This is a genomic window from Saccharopolyspora oryzae (assembly GCF_027853915.1).
Taxonomy (GTDB): domain Bacteria; phylum Actinomycetota; class Actinomycetes; order Mycobacteriales; family Pseudonocardiaceae; genus Saccharopolyspora; species Saccharopolyspora oryzae.
Genome location: NZ_JAQGLA010000115.1, coordinates 1 through 18,159, shown reverse-complemented (window position 1 = coordinate 18,159; position 18,159 = coordinate 1). Strand labels below are relative to the sequence as shown.

The following is an 18,159-nucleotide window of genomic DNA, read 5'->3' as shown; positions in this document are numbered from 1 at the left end:
ACGGGGCTGTGCTCCGGATGTCAAGCCTGAAACCCCGCAGGGGCGGCCAAAGGCCGGGCTTGACGTCCGGAGCACAGCCCCCACAATCCACCAACCACGGGGATGACCCCCACCAACAACCCAACAACCACAAGCAGCAACCAAAAACCCAAACCGCCACCAAGAAACCCCAAAGCAGCGGCAAAGTTCACCGAGCGACCTTCACCCCAACCCGCTCAACGATCCAGGGCAAAGCGTCGGCAAAACCATCCCGCCACACGTCGAACGTGTGCTCCCCACCGGGAATCACAACGACGGAAGTATCCACCCCAGCCCGCCGAGCCAACCCAGCGAGCCGCTCGACGGCGGCCCGAGGCTCAGGATCCTCCGACCCCACGACGAAGAACCCGTGCAACCCGGCAAACCGCTGATGAGTCAACAACCACTCGGGCTCATGAGCGTTGAACGCCCCCTGAGACCCGTCGAACAGCGACGAAACGGTGGTTCCGGGATCGTTCGTGTCTCCGTCCCGGGGCCCGAGCAACCCGCCGAAGTCGGCGAAGGTCGAGAAGAGGTCCTGGTGGCGCAGGGCGAGCATGATCGCGCAGCTGCCTCCTTCGCTCAGGCCGGCCACCGCCCAGTCCTTGCCCGGGTCCCGGGTCAGGAACTGGGTTCGGATGTAGTTCGGGACGTCTTCGGTGAGGTAGGTTTCCGCGTTTCCGCGCGGGCTGTTGACGCATTCCGTGTCGTCGAAGGTGGAGCCGTTGACGTCCGGCATCACCACGATCGGCGTCTTTCCGCCGTGGGTTGCCGCCCAGCGGTCCGCTGTGCGCTGGGCTTCTCCTCCGTTCAGCCAGTCCTCCGGGCTGCCCGGGGTTCCGTGGAGGAGGACGATCACCGGGAGTTTGGGGCGGGGGCTGGTGAACCACACCGGGGGCAGGTACACCTGGGCCGGTCGGGCTTGGAAGCCGGATTCGCGGGGTGGGATCTGGACGTCGATCACCACGCCCGCGTTGCGCGGGACGGTTTTCGAGTTGAGCATCGCCAGCGAGCCTTCGTCTTCGCTGGCCGCGCCCACCGCTTGGGCGAGCGTCAGGTAGTACCCGAAGTACGCGTTCACCCCGAGCAGGACGTTGACCACGAGCAGGAGCGCGCCGATCGGGATCAGCGCGTACCGCGCCGCCCTCACGCGGAGGCGGTACGCCAGCACCGCCAGCACGACCAGCGTCACCGCCAGCACCGCGGCGCGCACCGGCCACCAGTCGATGAGTGAAAGATCGGCACCGAATTCGGCGATCGACCGCATTCCCGGCAACCTCCCGAAATCCGACCCCGCCCGAAGTGGACGCCACAAAGCGTACCGGGATCCGCCGGACGGGCGCGGGGCGGCGTCGACTTCCGCGCAGAATTCGGAACAACCGCACATGCGGTATGAAATCCAATACGTGGAACGGCTTTTCGAATCACGGGCATAATCGTCTTCGTGCGCGTGGCATTCACAGGCGTGATCGGTCCGGGTCCTCAGCTGCCCGCTTCCGTCACCGAACAGGCAGGCGGGCGCAGCCCCCTGGAGTCCGTGGTGTTGGTGGCCGCCCTGGCCGTCCTCACCGTCCTCGCGATCGTGGTCGTGAAACGGCGGCGGATGCGCAAGATCGCCATCGCGGTGCCGGTCCTGCTGGCGCTGCTGACGGTCGCCGCAGGGGTCAACAGCTACGTCGGATACGTCCGTTCCTTGGACGATTTCGGGCGGTTGCTGCTCCTGGCGAGCGGCGGCAACTCGGATTCCGAGCCGTCGACGCCGATCCCGCCCACCGTCCCCGGCGGCGTCCGCGTGGCCGACGTCTCACTCCCCGACCCCGGTCTGGGCATCCCCACCGGCCGCACCCGGGTGCTGCTCCCGCCCGGCTACGACGACCCGGCGCACGCCCGCGATCGCTACCCCGTGGTTTACCTGGTCCACGGCTACCCCAGCGGCGGCCCGGACGACTGGCTGGGTCCCGGCGGCGCGATCCAAACGCTGCAAGCGCTCTCCGACACGCGCACCACGCCCCCGATGATCATCGTCGCGGTCGACGCCACCGCGGGCACCGGCACCGACTGGGAGTGCCTGAACGTCCCCGGCGGCCCACAGCTGGAGACGTACTTGACCAGCACCGTGCCGCGCGAGGTGGACGCCCGGTTCCGCACCTTGCCCGATCGCGGCGACCGGGCGATCGGCGGCATGAGCGGTGGCGCGTTCTGCGCGCTGAACCTGGGCCTGCGCAACCAGGGCACCTACTCGGCCGTCCTGGCCAGCGAACCGTACGACGACCCGGGCACCGACCTGCTCGCCGGGCACCCGGACCTGCAGCGCGCCAACTCCCCGCACGAGTACCTGCCCACCTTGCAGGTACCGCAGCCGTTCGCGGTGATGCTGCACGCCGGTGTCGTCGCGCACAGCGACGTCGACCTGTCGTACCGGCTGGCCGACCAGCTCGCCGCCCGCGGCGTCGACGTCGCGGTCCGCGCTGAACCGGGCGAATGGCACACCTGGCGCACGGCCCGCATCGGGCTGCCCTACCTGCTGACCTTCGCCGCCCAGCACTTCACCGGCGACCAGCCACCGAAGCAGCGCTGACCGTCGGTCCTGTCGTCTACCCTCTCAGACCCCGAGACCTGGGAGGGCAGATGAGCACGCTCGACGACTTCCGGCGCATGGTGCTGGCCATGCCCGACGTCACCGAAGGAACCCACTTCCGGATGCCCGCGTTCGCCGTCCGCGGCAAGAACTTCGCCTCCATCGACAAGACCGGCCACGCGATGCTCTCCCTCGGCGAGGACGACGTGGCGGGCGCGGTCGGCGAAGGCGTCGAGCCGGTGCGGCGGTCCGACAAGCCGATCGGCATCCGCATCGACCTCGCCCTGGTGTCCCCCGAGCGACTCGCCGAGCTGGTCGAGCTCGCCTGGCAGCACCGCTGCCGTTGACTCACCCGCGCGGCTTGACCAGCGGGAACGCCAAGGTCTCGCGGATCGATCCGCCGGTGAGCAGCATGACCAGCCGGTCCAGCCCCAACCCCAACCCGCCCGTCGGCGGCATCCCGTAGGCCAGCGCGGCGAGGAAGTCCTCGTCGAGCTCCATCGCCTCCGGGTCGCCACCGGAGGCCAGCAGGGACTGCTCGGTGAGCCGGCGGCGCTGCTCGACGGGGTCGACGAGCTCGGAGTAGCCGGTGCCCAATTCGGTGCCGAACGCGACCAGGTCCCAGCGTTCGGCGAGCCTGGGATCGTCCCGGTGCGGTCGGGTCAGCGGCGAGACCTCGGCGGGGAAGTCCGAGTAGAAGGTCGGCGTCGTCGTGCGCGCCTCCACGAGGCGCTCGTACATCTCCAGCAGCACCGCCCCGCGGCTCCAGTGCTGCTGGTAGGGCACGGATGCGGCGTCGCAGAGCTGCCGCAGGCGCGGCAAGTCCGTGTCGACCGTGACCTCCTCCCCCAAGGCCTGCGACACCGCGTCGTTGACCGTCACCACCGGCCAGTCACCGCTCAGGTCGCACCCGCCGGCTTCAGGCGCCCCGTTCGCGGCGATCGCAGCCGCCTGCACCAGGTTCTGGCACAGCTCCCGGATCGTCGTGTAGTCGCCGTAGGCCTGGTACGCCTCGAGCATGGTGAATTCCGGGTTGTGCTTGTGCGATACGCCCTCGTTCCGGAAATTGCGGCCGATCTCGAACAGCCGCTCCACACCGCCCACGCACAGCCGCTTCAGGTACAGCTCCGGGGCGATCCGCAGGTACAGGCGCATGTCGTAGGCGTTGATGTGCGTGGTGAACGGCCGGGCGTTGGCTCCGCCGTGCACCGGCTGCAGGATCGGCGTCTCCACCTCGAGGAAGTCCTCGTCCAGCAGCGTTTGCCGCACCGCCTGCACCGCCTTGCTGCGGGCCCGCAAGGCGGCTCGGGCTTCCGGGCGGACGATCAGGTCGACGTGGCGCTGCCGGACCCGGGCCTCGGGGTCGACGAGTCCGCGCCGCTTGTCGGGCAGCGGGTGCAGGCACTTCGCGGCCAGCTGCCAGTCGGTGGCCAGGATCGAGATCTCCCCCTTGCGGGAGGTGGCGATCTCGCCGGTCACCGACACCTGGTCACCGATGTCCACCTGCTGCCGCCAGCTCCGCTGCAGCTCCGCGCCGGACTGCTCGGCGGTGAGCATCACCTGCAGGTCACCGGAGAAGTCGCGCAACGTCGCGAAGCACACGCCGCCGTGGTCGCGCACCAGCACCACGCGCCCGGCCACCGACGTGCTCTCGCCGGTCCGCGAATCCGGCAGCAGCCCCCGGTGGCGCTCGACGACGTCCTGGCAGCGTTCCGCCCGCGCCACCGCGACCGGGTAGGGATCGACACCGGCGTCGCGCAGGGCCACCAGCTTGTCCTGCCTGACCTGCTGCTGCTCCTCGGTGTGCTCCCGCTCGGCAGGTTCGGCGCCCGGGACGGGCAGCGGCACCGAGGAGTCCGATGTGGACGTCTGCCGGGGCGCCGGGAGGAATCCCTCTGCCGCGGCCGATGCGATGCCCACGCGCGCCAGGTCACGGCGCTCGGCGAACGCGACGTAGCGCGGGAACCAGTGCGGCCGGTACTTGACGTTGGACCGGTACAGCGATTCGAGCTGCCACCACCGGGAGAAGAACAGCAGCAAGCCCCGCCAGGCCCGCAGCACCGGCCCGGCACCGATCCGCGCGCCCTCCTCGAACGCGGCGCGGAACATCGCGAAGTTCAGCGAGATCCGCTCCACGCCGAGCCGCGGCGCGGCCTGCACCAGCGCGTTGACCATGAACTCGACCACACCGTTGTCCGCGTCGCGGTCGCGCCGCATGAGGTCCAGCGACAGCCCGCCGCGCCCCCACGGCACCAGCGACAGCAGCGCGACCGTCTCGCCGTCGTCGGTCACCGCTTCGACGAGCACGCACTCCCCGTCCTGCGGGTCGCCGAGCCGTCCGAGCGCCATGGAGAAGCCGCGCTCGGTGTCGGTGTCGCGCCAGGCCTCGGCCAGCCGCGCGACCTCGGCCATCTCCGGCTCGGGCACCTCGCGGTGCCGCCGCACGCGGGCGGTGTGCCCGGCGCGGTGCACCCGGTTCACCGCCTGCCGCACCGGCCGCATGTCCCGGCCGTCGAGGTCGAACTCGCCGGTGTGCAGGATCGCTTCGTCGCCGAGCTGCAGGACCTTCATGCCGGCCCGGGAGTAGGCGGTCGCGCCCGCTTCGCTGACACCCATCACGGCCGGGGTCCAGGTGTACTCCCGGCACATCGCGAGCCACTTGTCGATCACCGGCGGCCACGCCTCCGGGTCGCCCAGCGGGTCGCCGCTGGCCAGGCAGACCCCGGCCACCACCCGGTAGGTGATCGCGGACTTGCGGCTGTCGGAGAACAGCACCGCCTTGTCGCGGCGCGTCGCGAAGTAGCCCAGGGAGTCCTGTTCGCCGTGCTCGGCGAGCAGGAGCCGGATCTGCTGCTCCTCCTCCGGGTGCAGGGCGGCGGCCAGCCGTTGTGCGCGCAGCAGCAGGTACAGCGAGGCGAACAGGGCGGTCATGCCGAACAGGCCGAGGACCAGGTTGACCCAGCCCGGCGCGTGTCCGACTCGCGTGACGTCGAAGTCGACGGCACCGCCGAGCACCCGCTCCACGGTCCACGTGAACCGCGACCAGGTGTCGTGCAGCGATCCGTGGAACGCCGAAACGAGCGCGAAGCCCAAGCCCACGAACGCGGAGACGAGCACTCCGAACACCGCTGCGGCGAGGTAGCCGCTGCCGTGCTGGGAGCGGCCGTAGAACTCGTCGCGGGCCCACCACAGGCAGCCGAAGGCCAGCGCCGAGATGCCGATGTTGGCGATGAACACCCAGGCGAAGGCGACCGCCAGCTGGTAGCGGGTGCCCAGCTCGCCCAGCTCGGCGATCCACTGGGCCTGGAAGTGGTCGCCCAGCATCACCAGCACCACGACGTCGCCGATCAGCTGCAGCACCAGGATGCCGAGCAGGATCCACAGCGCGAACCGCTTGCGCCGCTTGAGCGCCCCGGCGAGGATCGCGATGAAGGCGCCGTAAGCGAGGTTCGGCGGCGCCGGGAAGAGCACGTTGTCGACGAATCTGCGCACCGGCTGCACGTTGCCGAACAGCGCCAGCCCGACCGCTGAGCCGACGCACAGCAGTGCGATGACGAACAGCGCGCCTGCGGTGGTGCTCGGGATCCGACTGCGCCAGCGATGGGCACCGGTCGCCGTCTGCTCGACCACGTGTTCCCTCCGGCCTCGAATGGTTCGCTTCCGCCGGTCCCAATCTACGGCCGCGAACCGGCGCCGTGTCGGCACCCCGGATTCGAGTGGCGAGAATTTCCTTGATCTTGTGCCCATTTCGGCGATGTCCGCCCACAGAGGACGAACAGACCGATTCGGAACCCGGGGTCAACTCCCGACATCGGCGAGGAGCACCGCCAGCTGCTCCGGCCGGTTCGCACCGCTGTGCGCCAGCACCACACCGGACCCGTCGGTGACCACGGCGTAGGGCGGGCCGGGAACCCCGTTGGCCTCGAAGACGTCCGGGCCGGTCACCACCGGCAGGTCGATGCACTGCTCGGCCAGGTAATCCCGGACCTCACCAGCCTCGCTGGAGCTCACCAGCACCACCGGCAGCAGATCGGCCGCCGCGCGGAAATCGGGCAGAACCGACCTGCAGGCGCCGCACAGCGGCGAGATGTAGGCGAACAGGACGCGATCTCCACCACCGGCGAAGTCCGACACCTCGGCACCGATCTCGAACCTCCGGCCCACCACCGGGCCGGGCGGCAACGCGTCCCGGCGCGAAATCAGCCAGGCCACCGCGAACACCGCCCCGACCAGCAACGCGGCAACCGGCAGCTGCACCACCTCGAACGGCGTGCCCGCACCGAATCCGGCCAGCACCGCCAGCACCAGCAGCAAAGCCGTGCGGGTCAGCGACGCCGCACCGACCCGTTCCACGGCCTGCAAACAGCCGCAGGGCACCCTCATCCCGCGGCGCAGGACGCTGCCCATGCCGATCAGGAACGCGCTGAACAACGCCACCGCGAGCACCGACCCCCACACCCGTGCGGGAGGTACCACGAGCAACACCGCGCTCAGCAGTTCCGCCGTGACGACGATCCGAGCCACCGCGGGGACCATCCGGTCGGGAACGATCTGGTAGCCGAGGACAGCACGGGCGAACCGCCCGAAATCGCGCAGCTTGCCGACCGCGGCGAAGGCGAGCACCCCGGCCACCGCCAGAGCTGCCGCGGCGGACCAGCCCATCACGCCGAACTCGGCTCTCTGTACGCGGCGGCCTGCAACTCGTAGAGCTGGGCGTAGCAGCCCCCGGCGAGGAGCAGTTCGGCGTGGGCTCCCTGCTCGACGACCCGTCCGCGATCCAGCACGTAGATCCGGTCGGCGTAGCGGACGCTGGAGAGCCGGTGCGAGATCAGCACCACGGTCCGGCCTTCGGCGTGCTGCCGGATCCGCTCGAACAGCGAGTGCTCGGCCCGCGGGTCCAGCGCCGAGGTCGGCTCGTCGAAGATCATCACGTCCGCGTCCCGGTAGAAGGCGCGGGCGATCGCGATGCGCTGCCACTGGCCGCCGGACAGGTCGTGCCCGCCGCGGAACCTGCGGTCCAGCAGCGTTTCGTAGCCGTCGCCGAGCCGGTCGAGCACCGCATCGGCGCCGGCGGTGCGCGCTGCCTCGTCCAGCCGCTCGTCGTCGCGCGGCCTGCCCATCGTGATGTTCTGGGCGGCGGTCAGCGGCCAGCGCGTGTGGTCCTGGGCGATCACCGAGATGCGTTCGCGCAGCGCATCGCCGGAGACCTCGGCGAGGTCGACGCCGTCCCACCGGACCGCGCCGGAGTCCGGCGCGTACAGCCCGGCCAGCAGCTTGGCCAGCGTCGTCTTGCCCGACCCGTTCTCCCCCACGAGCGCCACGACCTCACCGCGCTCGACCGCCACGCTCACCCCGTCCAGCGCGGGCGTGTCCGCTCCTGGATACGTGAAGCGGACCGCGTCGGCCTCGATCCGACGGAACGGCTCGAGCTTCGCCGTGCGCTCGGGTGGCACGAACTTCTCGGCCAGTGCGCAGAACTCCAGGTAGTCCCCGAAGTACAGCCCTGCCTCGTAGAGCTTGTTCACCGACTGCACCAAGCTGGTCAGGGACGACTGGCTCGCCCGGATGGTCAGCACGGCGGTGCCCACCACCGCCAGCGGCACGAATCCGAATGCGAGCATCAGGCCGAGCGTCCCGTACACCGCGCCGAGCGCGATGCCGCCGAGCAGGTCGCCGGTCATGCGCGTGGTCGCCCGCTGCCAGGCGACGTCGAGCTCCACGCGCTGCTCGTACTCGGCGATGCGGTCGTACTCGCCGAGCAGGAAGCGGCGCAGCGTGAAGGCCCGCACCTCCGCGGCCGGCGGTCGCTCGGCCATCAGGTCGGAGAGCAGGAACTTCCGCCGCCGCGCGGTGGAGATCCGGCGGAAAGCCGCATAGCGCATCCGCGCCGACCGCAGCGCCGCCCAGCCGTCCGGCACCGCCGTCACCAGCAGCAACGGCATCAGCGCCGGGTGCAGGATGCCCAGGGTCACCGCCGCCGAGAGCACCCCGATCACGCCGGTGAGCACGTTGACCGTCATCTCCACGACGGTCGCCGAGTCGGGCACGCCGTTGTCGCGCGCCCGCTGCATCGAGTTGTGGAACTCCTCGTCGTCGAACGCGGAGAGCTCGACCCGGGTGGTCAGCCGGAACAACCGGGTCTCGGCCAGTCGCTCGACCTGCGGCTTCAACCGCTCCTGCGCCCACGCGGCAACCGCCATCATCCCCGCGCGCAGCCCCGCGGCCGCGGCCACCAGCAGCAGTGCGGGGATCGCCGCGCGGACCCGGTCCGCGGTCGCGCCTGCCGCGAACAGCGATTCCAGCACGTCGTTGGTGGCGAGGAGACCGAAAGCGGTGAACAAGCCCGCCAGCACGTTGAGGCCCAGCGTGGCCGCGGTGTCGGCGCGGCTGGCCTGCCAGGCGACCCGGATCGCGTCGCCGACCAGCCCCGGCAGGCGCCGCGCGATGGCACCCAACCCCGCGGACAGCAGCTCCGCGTCGTGCGCCTGCCAGTACGGCGCGACGAGATCGGCCGGTTCGGCCACGACGCGATTCCGCCGCCTCAGCATGCGCGATGTCCGATTCCCGGTTTCCTTGCCGGACAACGACTTGTCCCCATCACGTCCGGAAAGCTAGTCCACGCAAAGGGCGCCCGGTAAGCGTTGTCCCTCGTTTGGCTCTAGGTATGCGAACCCGGATGTGCCAACAATCTCAGGGGTCGCCCCGGGGAGAGCGTCGCGCTGTGGGGAGCGCGTCCACCCGAATTCGTTGGTGCACTGCGAAATCCGAAGTGCACCTCGGCGACCAACACAACGTTCCGCCAGACCGGCGGACGAGAGAGGAGCTATCATGCCGACGCAGCTTCTGGAGCCCCGCGACGCGGGAACCGTTGCCATCGAAGAGGTTTCGGTCGAGTTCGAGGTCGACTTCAAAGAGGTCCTGCACGGTCCGCAGGCGTGCGTGAACACCTGCAAGCGGACGGTGTGCAGCAGCTTCCCGTGCTGTCCGTCCATCGTCTGACGAGTTTTCGCCACGGCGGCGGGGAAATCCGCATCGGACTTCCCCGCCGCTCCTTCACCTCGCGACCGGGGAGCGACTGGATGAACAGCACGACGACCGATCTGCCCGACCAGCTGGCGCGAGCCGCGGCGTCCGCGGGCCTGGAGGTGGCGGTCGACGACACCTGGGTGAGCGTGCGCAACCCCGGTGGTGCGGTGCCCGACCAGGGCTGGAAGCTGCACATCTCGGCACGTCCGGGCACCCTCGGGCAGACCGTCGACATCGCCCTGCCGCTGCTGCTGTCCCACGACTGCGACTTCAAGGTCGCGCGCTCCCCCGAGGTCCTGCGGGAGCTCAACTCCGGCGACGTCGATCCGGCCACCGTCGGCAAGGCGATGACCGTCTACCCGCCGCAGGACGACGTGGTGCGGCTGGGCGGTCTGCTGGCCGAGGCGCTGGTCGGGATGACGGGTCCCCGGATCACCAGCGACCGCCGCATCCGCCCGGATTCCCCGGTGTACTACCGGTATGCGCCGTTCCGCGCCCAGTACCGGGTGGACGACAACGGCGACTTCGAACTCGTCGTGATCGGACCCGACGGCAGTGCGCATCCGGGCGCTGCCGGACCGGAGTTCAGCTGCCCGCCGTGGGCCAGCGACCCGTTCCGCGCCGACGCGTACGGCGCCGAGCCGCGCGCGACGGTGCTCGGCGGCCGCTACCGGCTGACGTCCGGGGTCATGCGCGGACCTCGCGGCAACGTCTACCGCGCCACCACGCCGGACGGGCAGCAAGTGGTGGTCAAGGAAGCCCGCGCCCACGTCGGGGAGAACGTCAACGGCATCGATCTGCGGACGCAGATGCGCAACGAGCGGCGGGTGCTGCAGGCCCTGGACGGGGTGGACGGGGTACCGCGCCTGCTCGACCACTTCCGGCACGGCGAGGACGAGTACCTGGTGACCACCGACGCCGGTACCCGCGATCTCAACCGGCACGTCGGCGAGCAGACCAGGTTCTTCGACGACCCCACCACTCCCGAGCAGGACCTGGGCAGGCTGGCCGCGCAGCTGGCCGACGTCCTCGCGGCGGTGCACGAGCGCGGCGTCGTGGTGCGCGACCTCTCCCCGAAGAACGTGGTCGTCGACGAGGGCCGCTGCACGCTCATCGATTTCGGCAACAGCCACTTCGACGGCTTCCAGCTGCACGGGTGGACGCGCGGCTACAGCGTGCCCGACCAGTACACCGATCGCCCGGCCGAACCCAGCGATGACTACTTCTCCCTGGGCGCGACGCTGTTCTTCGCCGCCACCGGGATCAACCCGATCGACATCGACCCCGACCCGGTGCGCAACCTGGAGCGCACCCTGCTGTGCCTGGAACGGCTCTACCCGGACGCGACCGGTGTGCGCGCGCTGATCCCGGGTCTGCTCAGCCTGGACCCGGCGGAGCGCACCGCGGCTTTCGCGGACCTCCGCGATCACCGCGCCACCCGTCGCGGGCACCGGCCCAAGTCGCCCGAACTCACCTCCGATCTGCTGGAATCCGTGCTGGCGCACACGATCGGCGGCTGCGTGGCCGCCGCGCACGAGATGGCGTCGGAGTCGGTCGAGCGCGGCACTTCGGAACCGCCCAAGACCAACGTCTACAGCGGATCGGCCGGACTCGGCTTGGAGCTGCTGCACCACCCCGAGGGCGTCGACGCCGGGATCGAGCTGGCCCGCTGGACGATCGCGGCGACCCCACCGGCCCGGCTGCCCGCCTCGTTGTACTTCGGACGGACCGGGACCGAGATCTTCCTCGCCGCGGCTCGCCGGACCGCACCGGACCTGCCGGTGTCCGAACCGATCGGGCTCGGCGACGACGAACGCGCCGATTGCATGCACGGCGTGGCCGGTATCGGTGCGGGACACCTGGTGCTGCACGGCCTGGATCCGGACGGCGGGCACCTGGCGATCGCCGACGAGTGCGCGCGCCGGCTGCTCTCCGGCCAGACCCGGGACACCGAGGACTCGGTGCCCGCCGATCCCGAGACCGGGGTGGCGCTGGAGGCCGGTTTCGCGCACGGCAGCGCGGGAATCGCGCACTTCCTGCTGTCCTACCACCAGCGCACCGGTGATCGGGCGGCGGAGGAGTCCGCCGCGAAGCGGTTCGAAGTGCTCGCCGACGAAGCGGCGGAGCTCGTCCGGATCATGCGAGGACGTCCCGCGCGGCCGATGGCGGCTTCCTGGTGCCAAGGCATGTCGGGCATCTCGTCGGCGCTGCTCGCCGCAGCTCAGCACTGGGACGACGACCGCTACCTCGCGCTGGCCAAGGACGGCGCACGTGCTTGCCTCGGCCTGGCCGCGCAGTCGTGGGTGGTCTCGCAGTGCTGCGGCCTGGCGGGCATGGGCGAGGCGCTCGTCGACCTGGCCATCGCCACCGGGGACGAGGAGTTCTGGCGGGGTGCGGAGGAGATCGCCGTCCACGTCCTCGCCCGCAGCGGCGGTGAGTACTCGGCGCCGGTCTTCCCCGACAACTCGCTGAAGGACTCCAGCGCCCCGTGGTCCACCGGAACCTCCGGAGTCCTGTCCTTCCTCCGCCGCCTGCACCAGCGCGACGGCGCCCGCCTCTGGACTCCGGACTGGACCCCGCCGGTCTAAACGGGCAGCTCGGCGGTGAGGCGGATGTCCCGGGAGGATTCACCGACCAGCACAGCGACACGTCCCGGTGCGATTCGCCAGGACTTCGACGTTTCGTCCCAGTAGGACAGGTCCCGTTCGGTGAGCTCGAAGGTGACCTCCGCCGTTTCACCCGGTTCCAGAGCGATCTTGCGAAACCCCTTGAGCTGCTTGGGAGGCTGGCGGACCTCCGCGCTCGGCGACGGCAGGCCGAGGTAGAGCTGCGGCACCGCGAACCCCCGGCGGTCTCCCGCGTTGGTGACCGACGCGGTCGCGGTCATGCCGTCCACGCGCAGGTCCGCGTACTCGAACTCGGTGTAGGAGAGTCCGTGTCCGAAGGGGAACGCGGGCTCGATCCCCGCCCCGTCGTAGTGCCGGTACCCGACGAAGACGCCTTCCGAGTAGTGCACCCGCTCGGCGATTCCCGGGTAGCGCTTCGGGTCGCCGGCCGTCGGGAGGTCGGATTCGCGCGCGGGGAACGTCACCGGGAGCCGACCACCCGGGTCGACGTCGCCGAACAGCACGCGGGCGAGCGCGGTACCGGCGTTCGCACCCGGGTACCACGCTTCCAGCAGTGCTCGTACGCGGTGGCGCCACGGGGTCAGCACCGGTCCCCCGGTCTCCAGCACCACGACCGCGTTGGGGTTCGCCGCCACCACCGCTTCGACCACCGCGTCCTGGTCGACCAGCGGATTGCCCGCGGCGGGCGGCGGGAACGACACCAGACCCGCGTCGACGTCCAAACCCGGCTTGTCCACGAACTCCGACTGGAGGTCGGCGGCGAAGATGATCGCCACGTCCGCGTCGCGCGCCGCCGCAGCAGCCGCTCGCGGGTCGCCGCCCGGGTGGTAGCTGACGGTGATCTCCGCGCCCGCCCGCCGCTCGATGCCCTGGCGCGGTGTGACGACCTCGAACGGGGTGACCGACGAAGAACCGCCGCCCTGCACGAACCGGTTCGCCGCCTCGCCGATGACCGCGATCCGCCCGCCCCGCAGGGCGTTCTCGTCCAGCGGCAGCACACCGTCGTTGACCAGCAGCGTCGTCCCGTGCTCGGCCACCTCGCCGGCCAGCTCCAGGTGCGCCTCCCGGTCGATCGAGGAATCGTCCGGCGGGAACGGCGGGCGGTCGAACAGGCCGTGGGCGAACATCGTCCGCAGGATGCGGTGCGCGTGGTCGTCGACGTCGGCGGTGCTGGCCCGGCCCGCCGCGAGGGCCGCCGAGATGGCGGGTGGCGAGTACACCAGGGCGGGCCAGGGCTCGAAGTCCAGGCCGTTGCTCAGCGAGTTCCCGGTGTTCCTGGTGGCCCCGTAGTCGGCGATGGTGTACCCGGCGAAGCCCCACTCGCCCTTGAGCAGGTCGTTGAGCAGCCACTGGTTCTCGCACGCGTACTGGCCGTTGAGCCGGTTGTAGGAGCCCATCACCGCGCCGACCCCGGCCTCGCGCACCGCGGCTTCGAACGGCGGCAGGTGGATCTCCCGCAAGGTCCGCTCGTCGACGATCGCGTCGTAGGTCATCCGCGAACCGACCGCGCCGAGCACTCCTTCCTGGTTGTACGCCGCGAAGTGCTTCACGCAGACGATCAGGCCTTCGCGGTGCGCTCCGCCGATCCAGGACACCGCGAGCCTGCTGGTCAGGTGCGGGTCCTCACCGAACCCCTCGAAGGTGCGGCCGGACAACGGGGTCCGGACGATGTCCGCGGTCGGTCCGAAGACCACGTCGTTGCCCTTGAGCTTGATCTCGTTGGCGACCGCGGCGCCGTAGCGGGACGCCAGGTCGCGGTCGAAACCCGCGGCCAGGGCGATGGTCGCGGGCATGGCGGTGCCGTTGCCCTGCCGAGCTCCGATCGGACCATCGCCGTAGTGCACCGGTGGCACGTCGAGCCGCTCGACGCCGTTCCCGGTTCCGGTGTGGCCGCCCGGCATTCCGGCCGGTCCCACCAGGTCGTCGCCACCGAGCAGGGAGATCTTCTCCGGCAGGGTCAGCTCGCGCAGCAGCAGCGAGGCCCGTTCGTCCGGCGGCAGGCCGGGAGCGCACCACGGGTGGTCGCCGCAACGAGCGGGCGCGGCCGCCGCAGGCCGCCCGGAGGCCAGGACCAGGGCCGATACCGACAGGAACGTTCGACGGCTGAACACCACGACCGGGCTCCTCTCGCGCAGATTCGCCCAAGTCTGGGTGGACGGAGCACTCCGGTCATCGCCCAGATGCACGCATTCCGCCGCACACCCGAATCGGGTCCACTGAGGACGGTCAAGGGCGCCCGCCGGCGAATCGACGGCCAGCAGGCGCCCCGTGCTCTCAACCGCCGGTGGCGTCGAGGCGCTGCCGGCGGTGGGCCGCCATGCGGACCGGAGCGTTGGGCACGCCGTAGCCCGCGTAGCCCCCGATGCGCTGGACGAGCTCGAAGAAGATGCGCGAGCCCAACATCTCGGTGCACACGTGCAGGTACTCGCCGTGCTCGTCTCGGTCGTAGAGCACCGAGTTCGCGCGCAGCTGCGCCAGCAGTTCCGGTCCCAGGTCCAGCCGGGCGTCGAGGTCGTCGTAGTAGTTGTCCGGGATTCGCAGGACCGGCGCTCCCCGCTCCCGCAGTGCGCGCGCAGCGGCCAGCACGTCGTCGCAAGCGAACGCGATGTGCTGCGGATCGCGCACCGCCGGGGCCCACTCACCGCGGCGCACCAGCGTGCCGGTCAGCGCGATGCGCACCGCTCCGGTCGGGTCGACGACTCCTCGCGTGCGCACCATGCCGAACGGTGCCGCGTACTCCGCGATCGGTTCCGGTTGCAGCCCGACCACCGAGCGGTAGAACAGCGCGGCCTCGTCGAAGTGGTCGAACGGCTGGGTCAGCGCGACGTGGTCGATGCCGGTGATGCCCAGTCCCGGCACCGCGGACGTGCCGGCCCCGGGGAAGTCCGCGAGCCAGCTGTCGGACCCGGCGCCGCAGAAGAACACCTCGGTGCCGTCCGGCGCCGCCACGGACGCCAGGTTCGCCTCCTCCGGCCCGCGCGTGCGCGGCAGGATCGGCGCGTGCATGGCATCCGCCCGCAGCGCGGAACTGCTCGGGTCGGCGCTCTCCACCGCCAACGCACCGATCATCGCCGAGTCCGGCGTTTCCGACTTCGCGTTCAGCAGCACCCGCGCGCCGCCCTGCTCCCACAGCTGGACCGGTTTGCTGCCGTGCTCACCGGTGCGCTCGAAGCCGAGCGCGGCGAGGGTTCCGGCGAGCTGCGCACCGGACACCTCGTCCACGGCCAGTTCCGCGAAGGCGTGACCGGTCAGTTCCGGTGCCGGTGCGGCCACCGGCAACCCCACCTGCTCCTCCAGCAGGCGCAGCGATCGCATCGCGTCCAGCGCAGCGGGTTTCGGGTCGGCCTGGCGGAAGACGTCGTTGAAGACCTCCAGCGAGAGCGGTCCGCGGTAGCCGGTGGACAGCACGTTGCCCACGAAAGAGGGCAGGTCGAAGGAGCCCTGGCCCGGGAACAGCCGGTGGTGCCGGCTCCACTGCAGCACGTCCATGTCCAGCCGCGGCGCGTCGGCCAGCTGCAGGAAGAACAGCTTCTCCCCGGGAATCGTGCGGATCAGCGCCGGGTCGCTGCCCCGCGAGAGCACGTGGAAGCTGTCCAGGCACACACCCAGCGCCGGGTGGTCGGCGCGGCGCACGATGCGCCACGAGTGCTCGTAGGTGTTGACGAACCGGCCCCACGCCAGCGCTTCGTAAGCCACGCGCATGCTGCGGGCGGCGGCGCGTTCCGCGAGCAGGCGCAGTTGCCCGGCGGCCAGCTCGTCGTCGTCCACCGCGTCCGGGGAGACCGTCGAGCACACCAGGACCAGGTCGACGCCCAGCTGTTCCATCACGTCGAACTTGCGCTCGGCGCGCCGCAGGTTGGCCTGCAGCACGTCCGGCGGAACCGCTTCGAAATCGCGGAACGGCTGGTAGAGGTCGATGGTCAGCCCGAGGTCCGCGCAGCGCTGCCGGATCTCGGCGGGCGACGCGGCGGAGGCGATGAGGTCGTTCTCGAAGATCTCCACCCCGTCGAACCCCGCGGCAGCGGCGGCGGCCAGCTTGTCCTCCAGGGTTCCGGACAGGCAGACGGTGGCGATCACCCGGCGGGGTTCAACTGCGGACATGCACGCCTCCGGCGAGTTCGGTGAAGTGGTTCAGCATCCGGTCGGCGTCCGGCTCCACACCGGTGAACAGCCGGAACGAATCGACGGCCTGGAACACGGCCATGCCGCCACCGTCGAGGACCCGGCAACCCCGGGCCCGCGCCGCGACGACCAGTTCGGTCTCCAACGGCCGGTAGACCACGTCGGCGACCCACAGCTCGGGCCGCAGCAGCTCGGCGGGCACCGGCGATCCGGGGTGCGCGGCCATGCCCGTCGGCGTCGCGTGCACGAAGCCGTCCGCCCACGCCAAGGACTCGGCGACGACCTCGAGGCTAGCGGCTTCGGCGCGGTCGGCGCCGAAGCGCTCCCGCAGCGACGCGGCCAGCGACTCCGCGCGGCCCGGGTCGGCGTCGAGCACTCGCAGCACCCCGGTGCCCAACGTCAGCAGCGCGTGCGCGACGGCCGATCCGGCTCCGCCCGCACCGAGCAGGACCACGCGGTCCACCGGGGCGTCCGGCAGACCCCGGCTGAAGTTCCGGGCGAAACCGGACCAGTCGGTGTTGTGCCCGATCGCGCGGCCCTCGGTGAACACCACCGTGTTGACCGCGCCGAGCGCGACGGCGTCCGGCGAGAGCTCGTCGAGGTGCTCGATGACCAGCTGCTTGCACGGGTGCGTGATGTTCAGTCCGTCGTACCCGGCGGTGCGGGCGGCGGCGAGCAGCTCGCCGATGTCCTCGGCCGGCCTGCCCAGCACGTCCAGGTCCCACCTGCGGTAGAGGTACCGGATGCCGAGCTCGTCGGCCTCGTGCTCGTGCAGCGGAGGGCTCAGCGATGGGCCGATGCCAGATCCGACGAGCCCGATGAGGTAGCTGTCCTGCGTGCGCACATCCCCGCCTCGATTTAATGAACGAACCAGCTAGTTAATAGTAGGGCGGAAGCCCGGATCTAGGAAGGGGCGCTGCACTACAGTGAACGCGAGTACCGATCCACCAGGGGAGCGCCGTGGCAGCACCAACGTCCGACACCGGTGACGTCCGGCAGCGCGACGCCGAGCGGACGCGCGCGGAGATCCTCGAGGTCGCCACCCTGGAATTCGCCGACAAGGGCTACGCGGGCGCCCGGGTCGACGAGATCGCCGCGCGCACCAGCACCACCAAGCGGATGATCTACTACTACTTCGGCGGCAAGGAGCAGCTCTACCTGGCCGCGCTGGAGAACGCCTACTCGGTGATCCGCGGCATCGAGAGCGAGGTCGACGTCGAGAGCTCGGACCCCGTCGAGGCGATCCGCCGGCTGGCCGAGCTGACCTTCGACCACCACGAGTCGCACCCGGACTTCCTCCGCCTGGTCAGCATCGAGAACATCCACCGCGCCGAGCACCTGACCAAGTCCGACCTGCTCCCCCGGCTGGCCGACCCGGCAGTGGGCGTGCTCGGCGGGATCCTGGAGCGCGGCCGGGCCGCCGGGGTGTTCCGCGACGACGTCGACGCGCTGGACGTGCACATGGTGATCAGCTCGTTCTGCGTCTTCCGCACCGCGAACCGCTACACGTTCCAGGCGATCTTCCAGCGCGACATGCTCGACCCGGCGCGCCGGGACCACTACCGCACCATGCTCGGCGACCTGGTCATCGACTTCCTCACCGCCCGCTGACCCGACGCGGGCGCGCAGCGCCGCTCGACCCCACCCCACCGCGCCCCGCCGGAGATCCGGTCGAAGTCGTTCCGAAAGACGGCCTTGACAGGTGACCGAGCACACTTCACTCTTTGGAACTAACTAGATGGTTCATAAGTCGCCGGTCTGAGCAACGGTGCACGGACTCCTGGAGTT

The 18,159-nt window shown here is 70.7% G+C and carries 12 protein-coding genes; 5 read left to right on the top strand and 7 right to left on the bottom strand.

Translation table 11 applies throughout. The annotated features are described in order from the left end of the window. Positions 1-187 precede the first annotated feature (187 nt). Positions 188-1,285, bottom strand: a complete 1,098-nt coding sequence (locus tag OU415_RS35240) for an alpha/beta hydrolase (RefSeq protein ID WP_270953951.1) — start codon at positions 1,283-1,285, stop codon at positions 188-190. 177 nt (positions 1,286-1,462) lie between these two features. Between OU415_RS35240 and OU415_RS35235 the strand changes: the two genes are divergently transcribed. Both OU415_RS35235 and OU415_RS35230 read left to right on the top strand, forming a co-directional pair. After that, entirely contained in the window at positions 1,463-2,596 is a 1,134-nt protein-coding gene (locus OU415_RS35235; RefSeq protein WP_270953950.1) for an alpha/beta hydrolase, read from the top strand. Positions 2,597-2,646: 50 nt separating this feature from the next. Then, positions 2,647-2,943 (top strand): MmcQ/YjbR family DNA-binding protein, encoded by a 297-nt coding sequence (locus tag OU415_RS35230; protein WP_270953949.1) that lies wholly within the window; start codon positions 2,647-2,649, stop codon positions 2,941-2,943. Position 2,944: 1 nt separating this feature from the next. Here OU415_RS35230 and lysX read toward each other — a convergent pair whose 3' ends face one another. The 3 genes from lysX to OU415_RS35215 form a co-directional block, all read right to left on the bottom strand. Further along, positions 2,945-6,226, bottom strand: a complete 3,282-nt coding sequence (gene lysX, locus OU415_RS35225) for a bifunctional lysylphosphatidylglycerol synthetase/lysine--tRNA ligase LysX (RefSeq protein ID WP_270953948.1) — start codon at positions 6,224-6,226, stop codon at positions 2,945-2,947. Between the two features lie 168 nt (positions 6,227-6,394). Further along, a complete protein-coding gene (locus tag OU415_RS35220; RefSeq protein WP_270953952.1) occupies positions 6,395-7,258 on the bottom strand; it encodes a MauE/DoxX family redox-associated membrane protein in 864 nt (287 codons plus the stop codon). Next, positions 7,258-9,120 carry an ABC transporter ATP-binding protein gene (locus tag OU415_RS35215; RefSeq protein WP_270953947.1) on the bottom strand — a complete coding sequence of 621 codons (1,863 nt, stop codon included), beginning with the start codon at positions 9,118-9,120 and terminating at the stop codon, positions 7,258-7,260. The genes OU415_RS35220 and OU415_RS35215 overlap by 1 nt, the downstream gene beginning before the upstream one ends. Positions 9,121-9,424: 304 nt before the next feature. On the opposite strand from OU415_RS35215, the gene OU415_RS35210 reads away from it, so the two are divergent. Then, positions 9,425-9,595 (top strand): SflA family class IV lanthipeptide, encoded by a 171-nt coding sequence (locus tag OU415_RS35210; RefSeq protein WP_270953945.1) that lies wholly within the window; start codon positions 9,425-9,427, stop codon positions 9,593-9,595. Positions 9,596-9,675: 80 nt separating this feature from the next. Next, positions 9,676-12,210, top strand: a complete 2,535-nt coding sequence (gene lanL, locus OU415_RS35205) for a class IV lanthionine synthetase LanL (protein ID WP_270953944.1) — start codon at positions 9,676-9,678, stop codon at positions 12,208-12,210. Here the strand turns inward: lanL and OU415_RS35200 are convergent. From OU415_RS35200 to OU415_RS35190, 3 genes are all read right to left on the bottom strand, one after another. Continuing rightward, positions 12,207-14,363, bottom strand: coding sequence for a beta-glucosidase (locus OU415_RS35200; RefSeq protein WP_270953943.1), 2,157 nt, complete (start codon positions 14,361-14,363; stop codon positions 12,207-12,209). The two genes, lanL and OU415_RS35200, sit on opposite strands and share 4 nt — an antisense overlap. 160 nt (positions 14,364-14,523) lie before the next feature. Next, a complete protein-coding gene (locus OU415_RS35195) occupies positions 14,524-16,350 on the bottom strand; it encodes a bifunctional sugar phosphate isomerase/epimerase/4-hydroxyphenylpyruvate dioxygenase family protein (RefSeq protein WP_270953941.1) in 1,827 nt (608 codons plus the stop codon). Continuing rightward, positions 16,337-17,215, bottom strand: a complete 879-nt coding sequence (locus OU415_RS35190) for a shikimate dehydrogenase (protein WP_270953940.1) — start codon at positions 17,213-17,215, stop codon at positions 16,337-16,339. The genes OU415_RS35195 and OU415_RS35190 overlap by 14 nt, the downstream gene beginning before the upstream one ends. A gap of 116 nt (positions 17,216-17,331) precedes the next feature. Here OU415_RS35190 and OU415_RS35185 point away from each other — a divergent pair, with 116 nt between their 5' ends. Beyond that, positions 17,332-17,982 carry a TetR/AcrR family transcriptional regulator gene (locus OU415_RS35185; protein WP_270953938.1) on the top strand — a complete coding sequence of 217 codons (651 nt, stop codon included), beginning with the start codon at positions 17,332-17,334 and terminating at the stop codon, positions 17,980-17,982. The last annotated feature ends 177 nt before the right edge of the window (positions 17,983-18,159 follow it).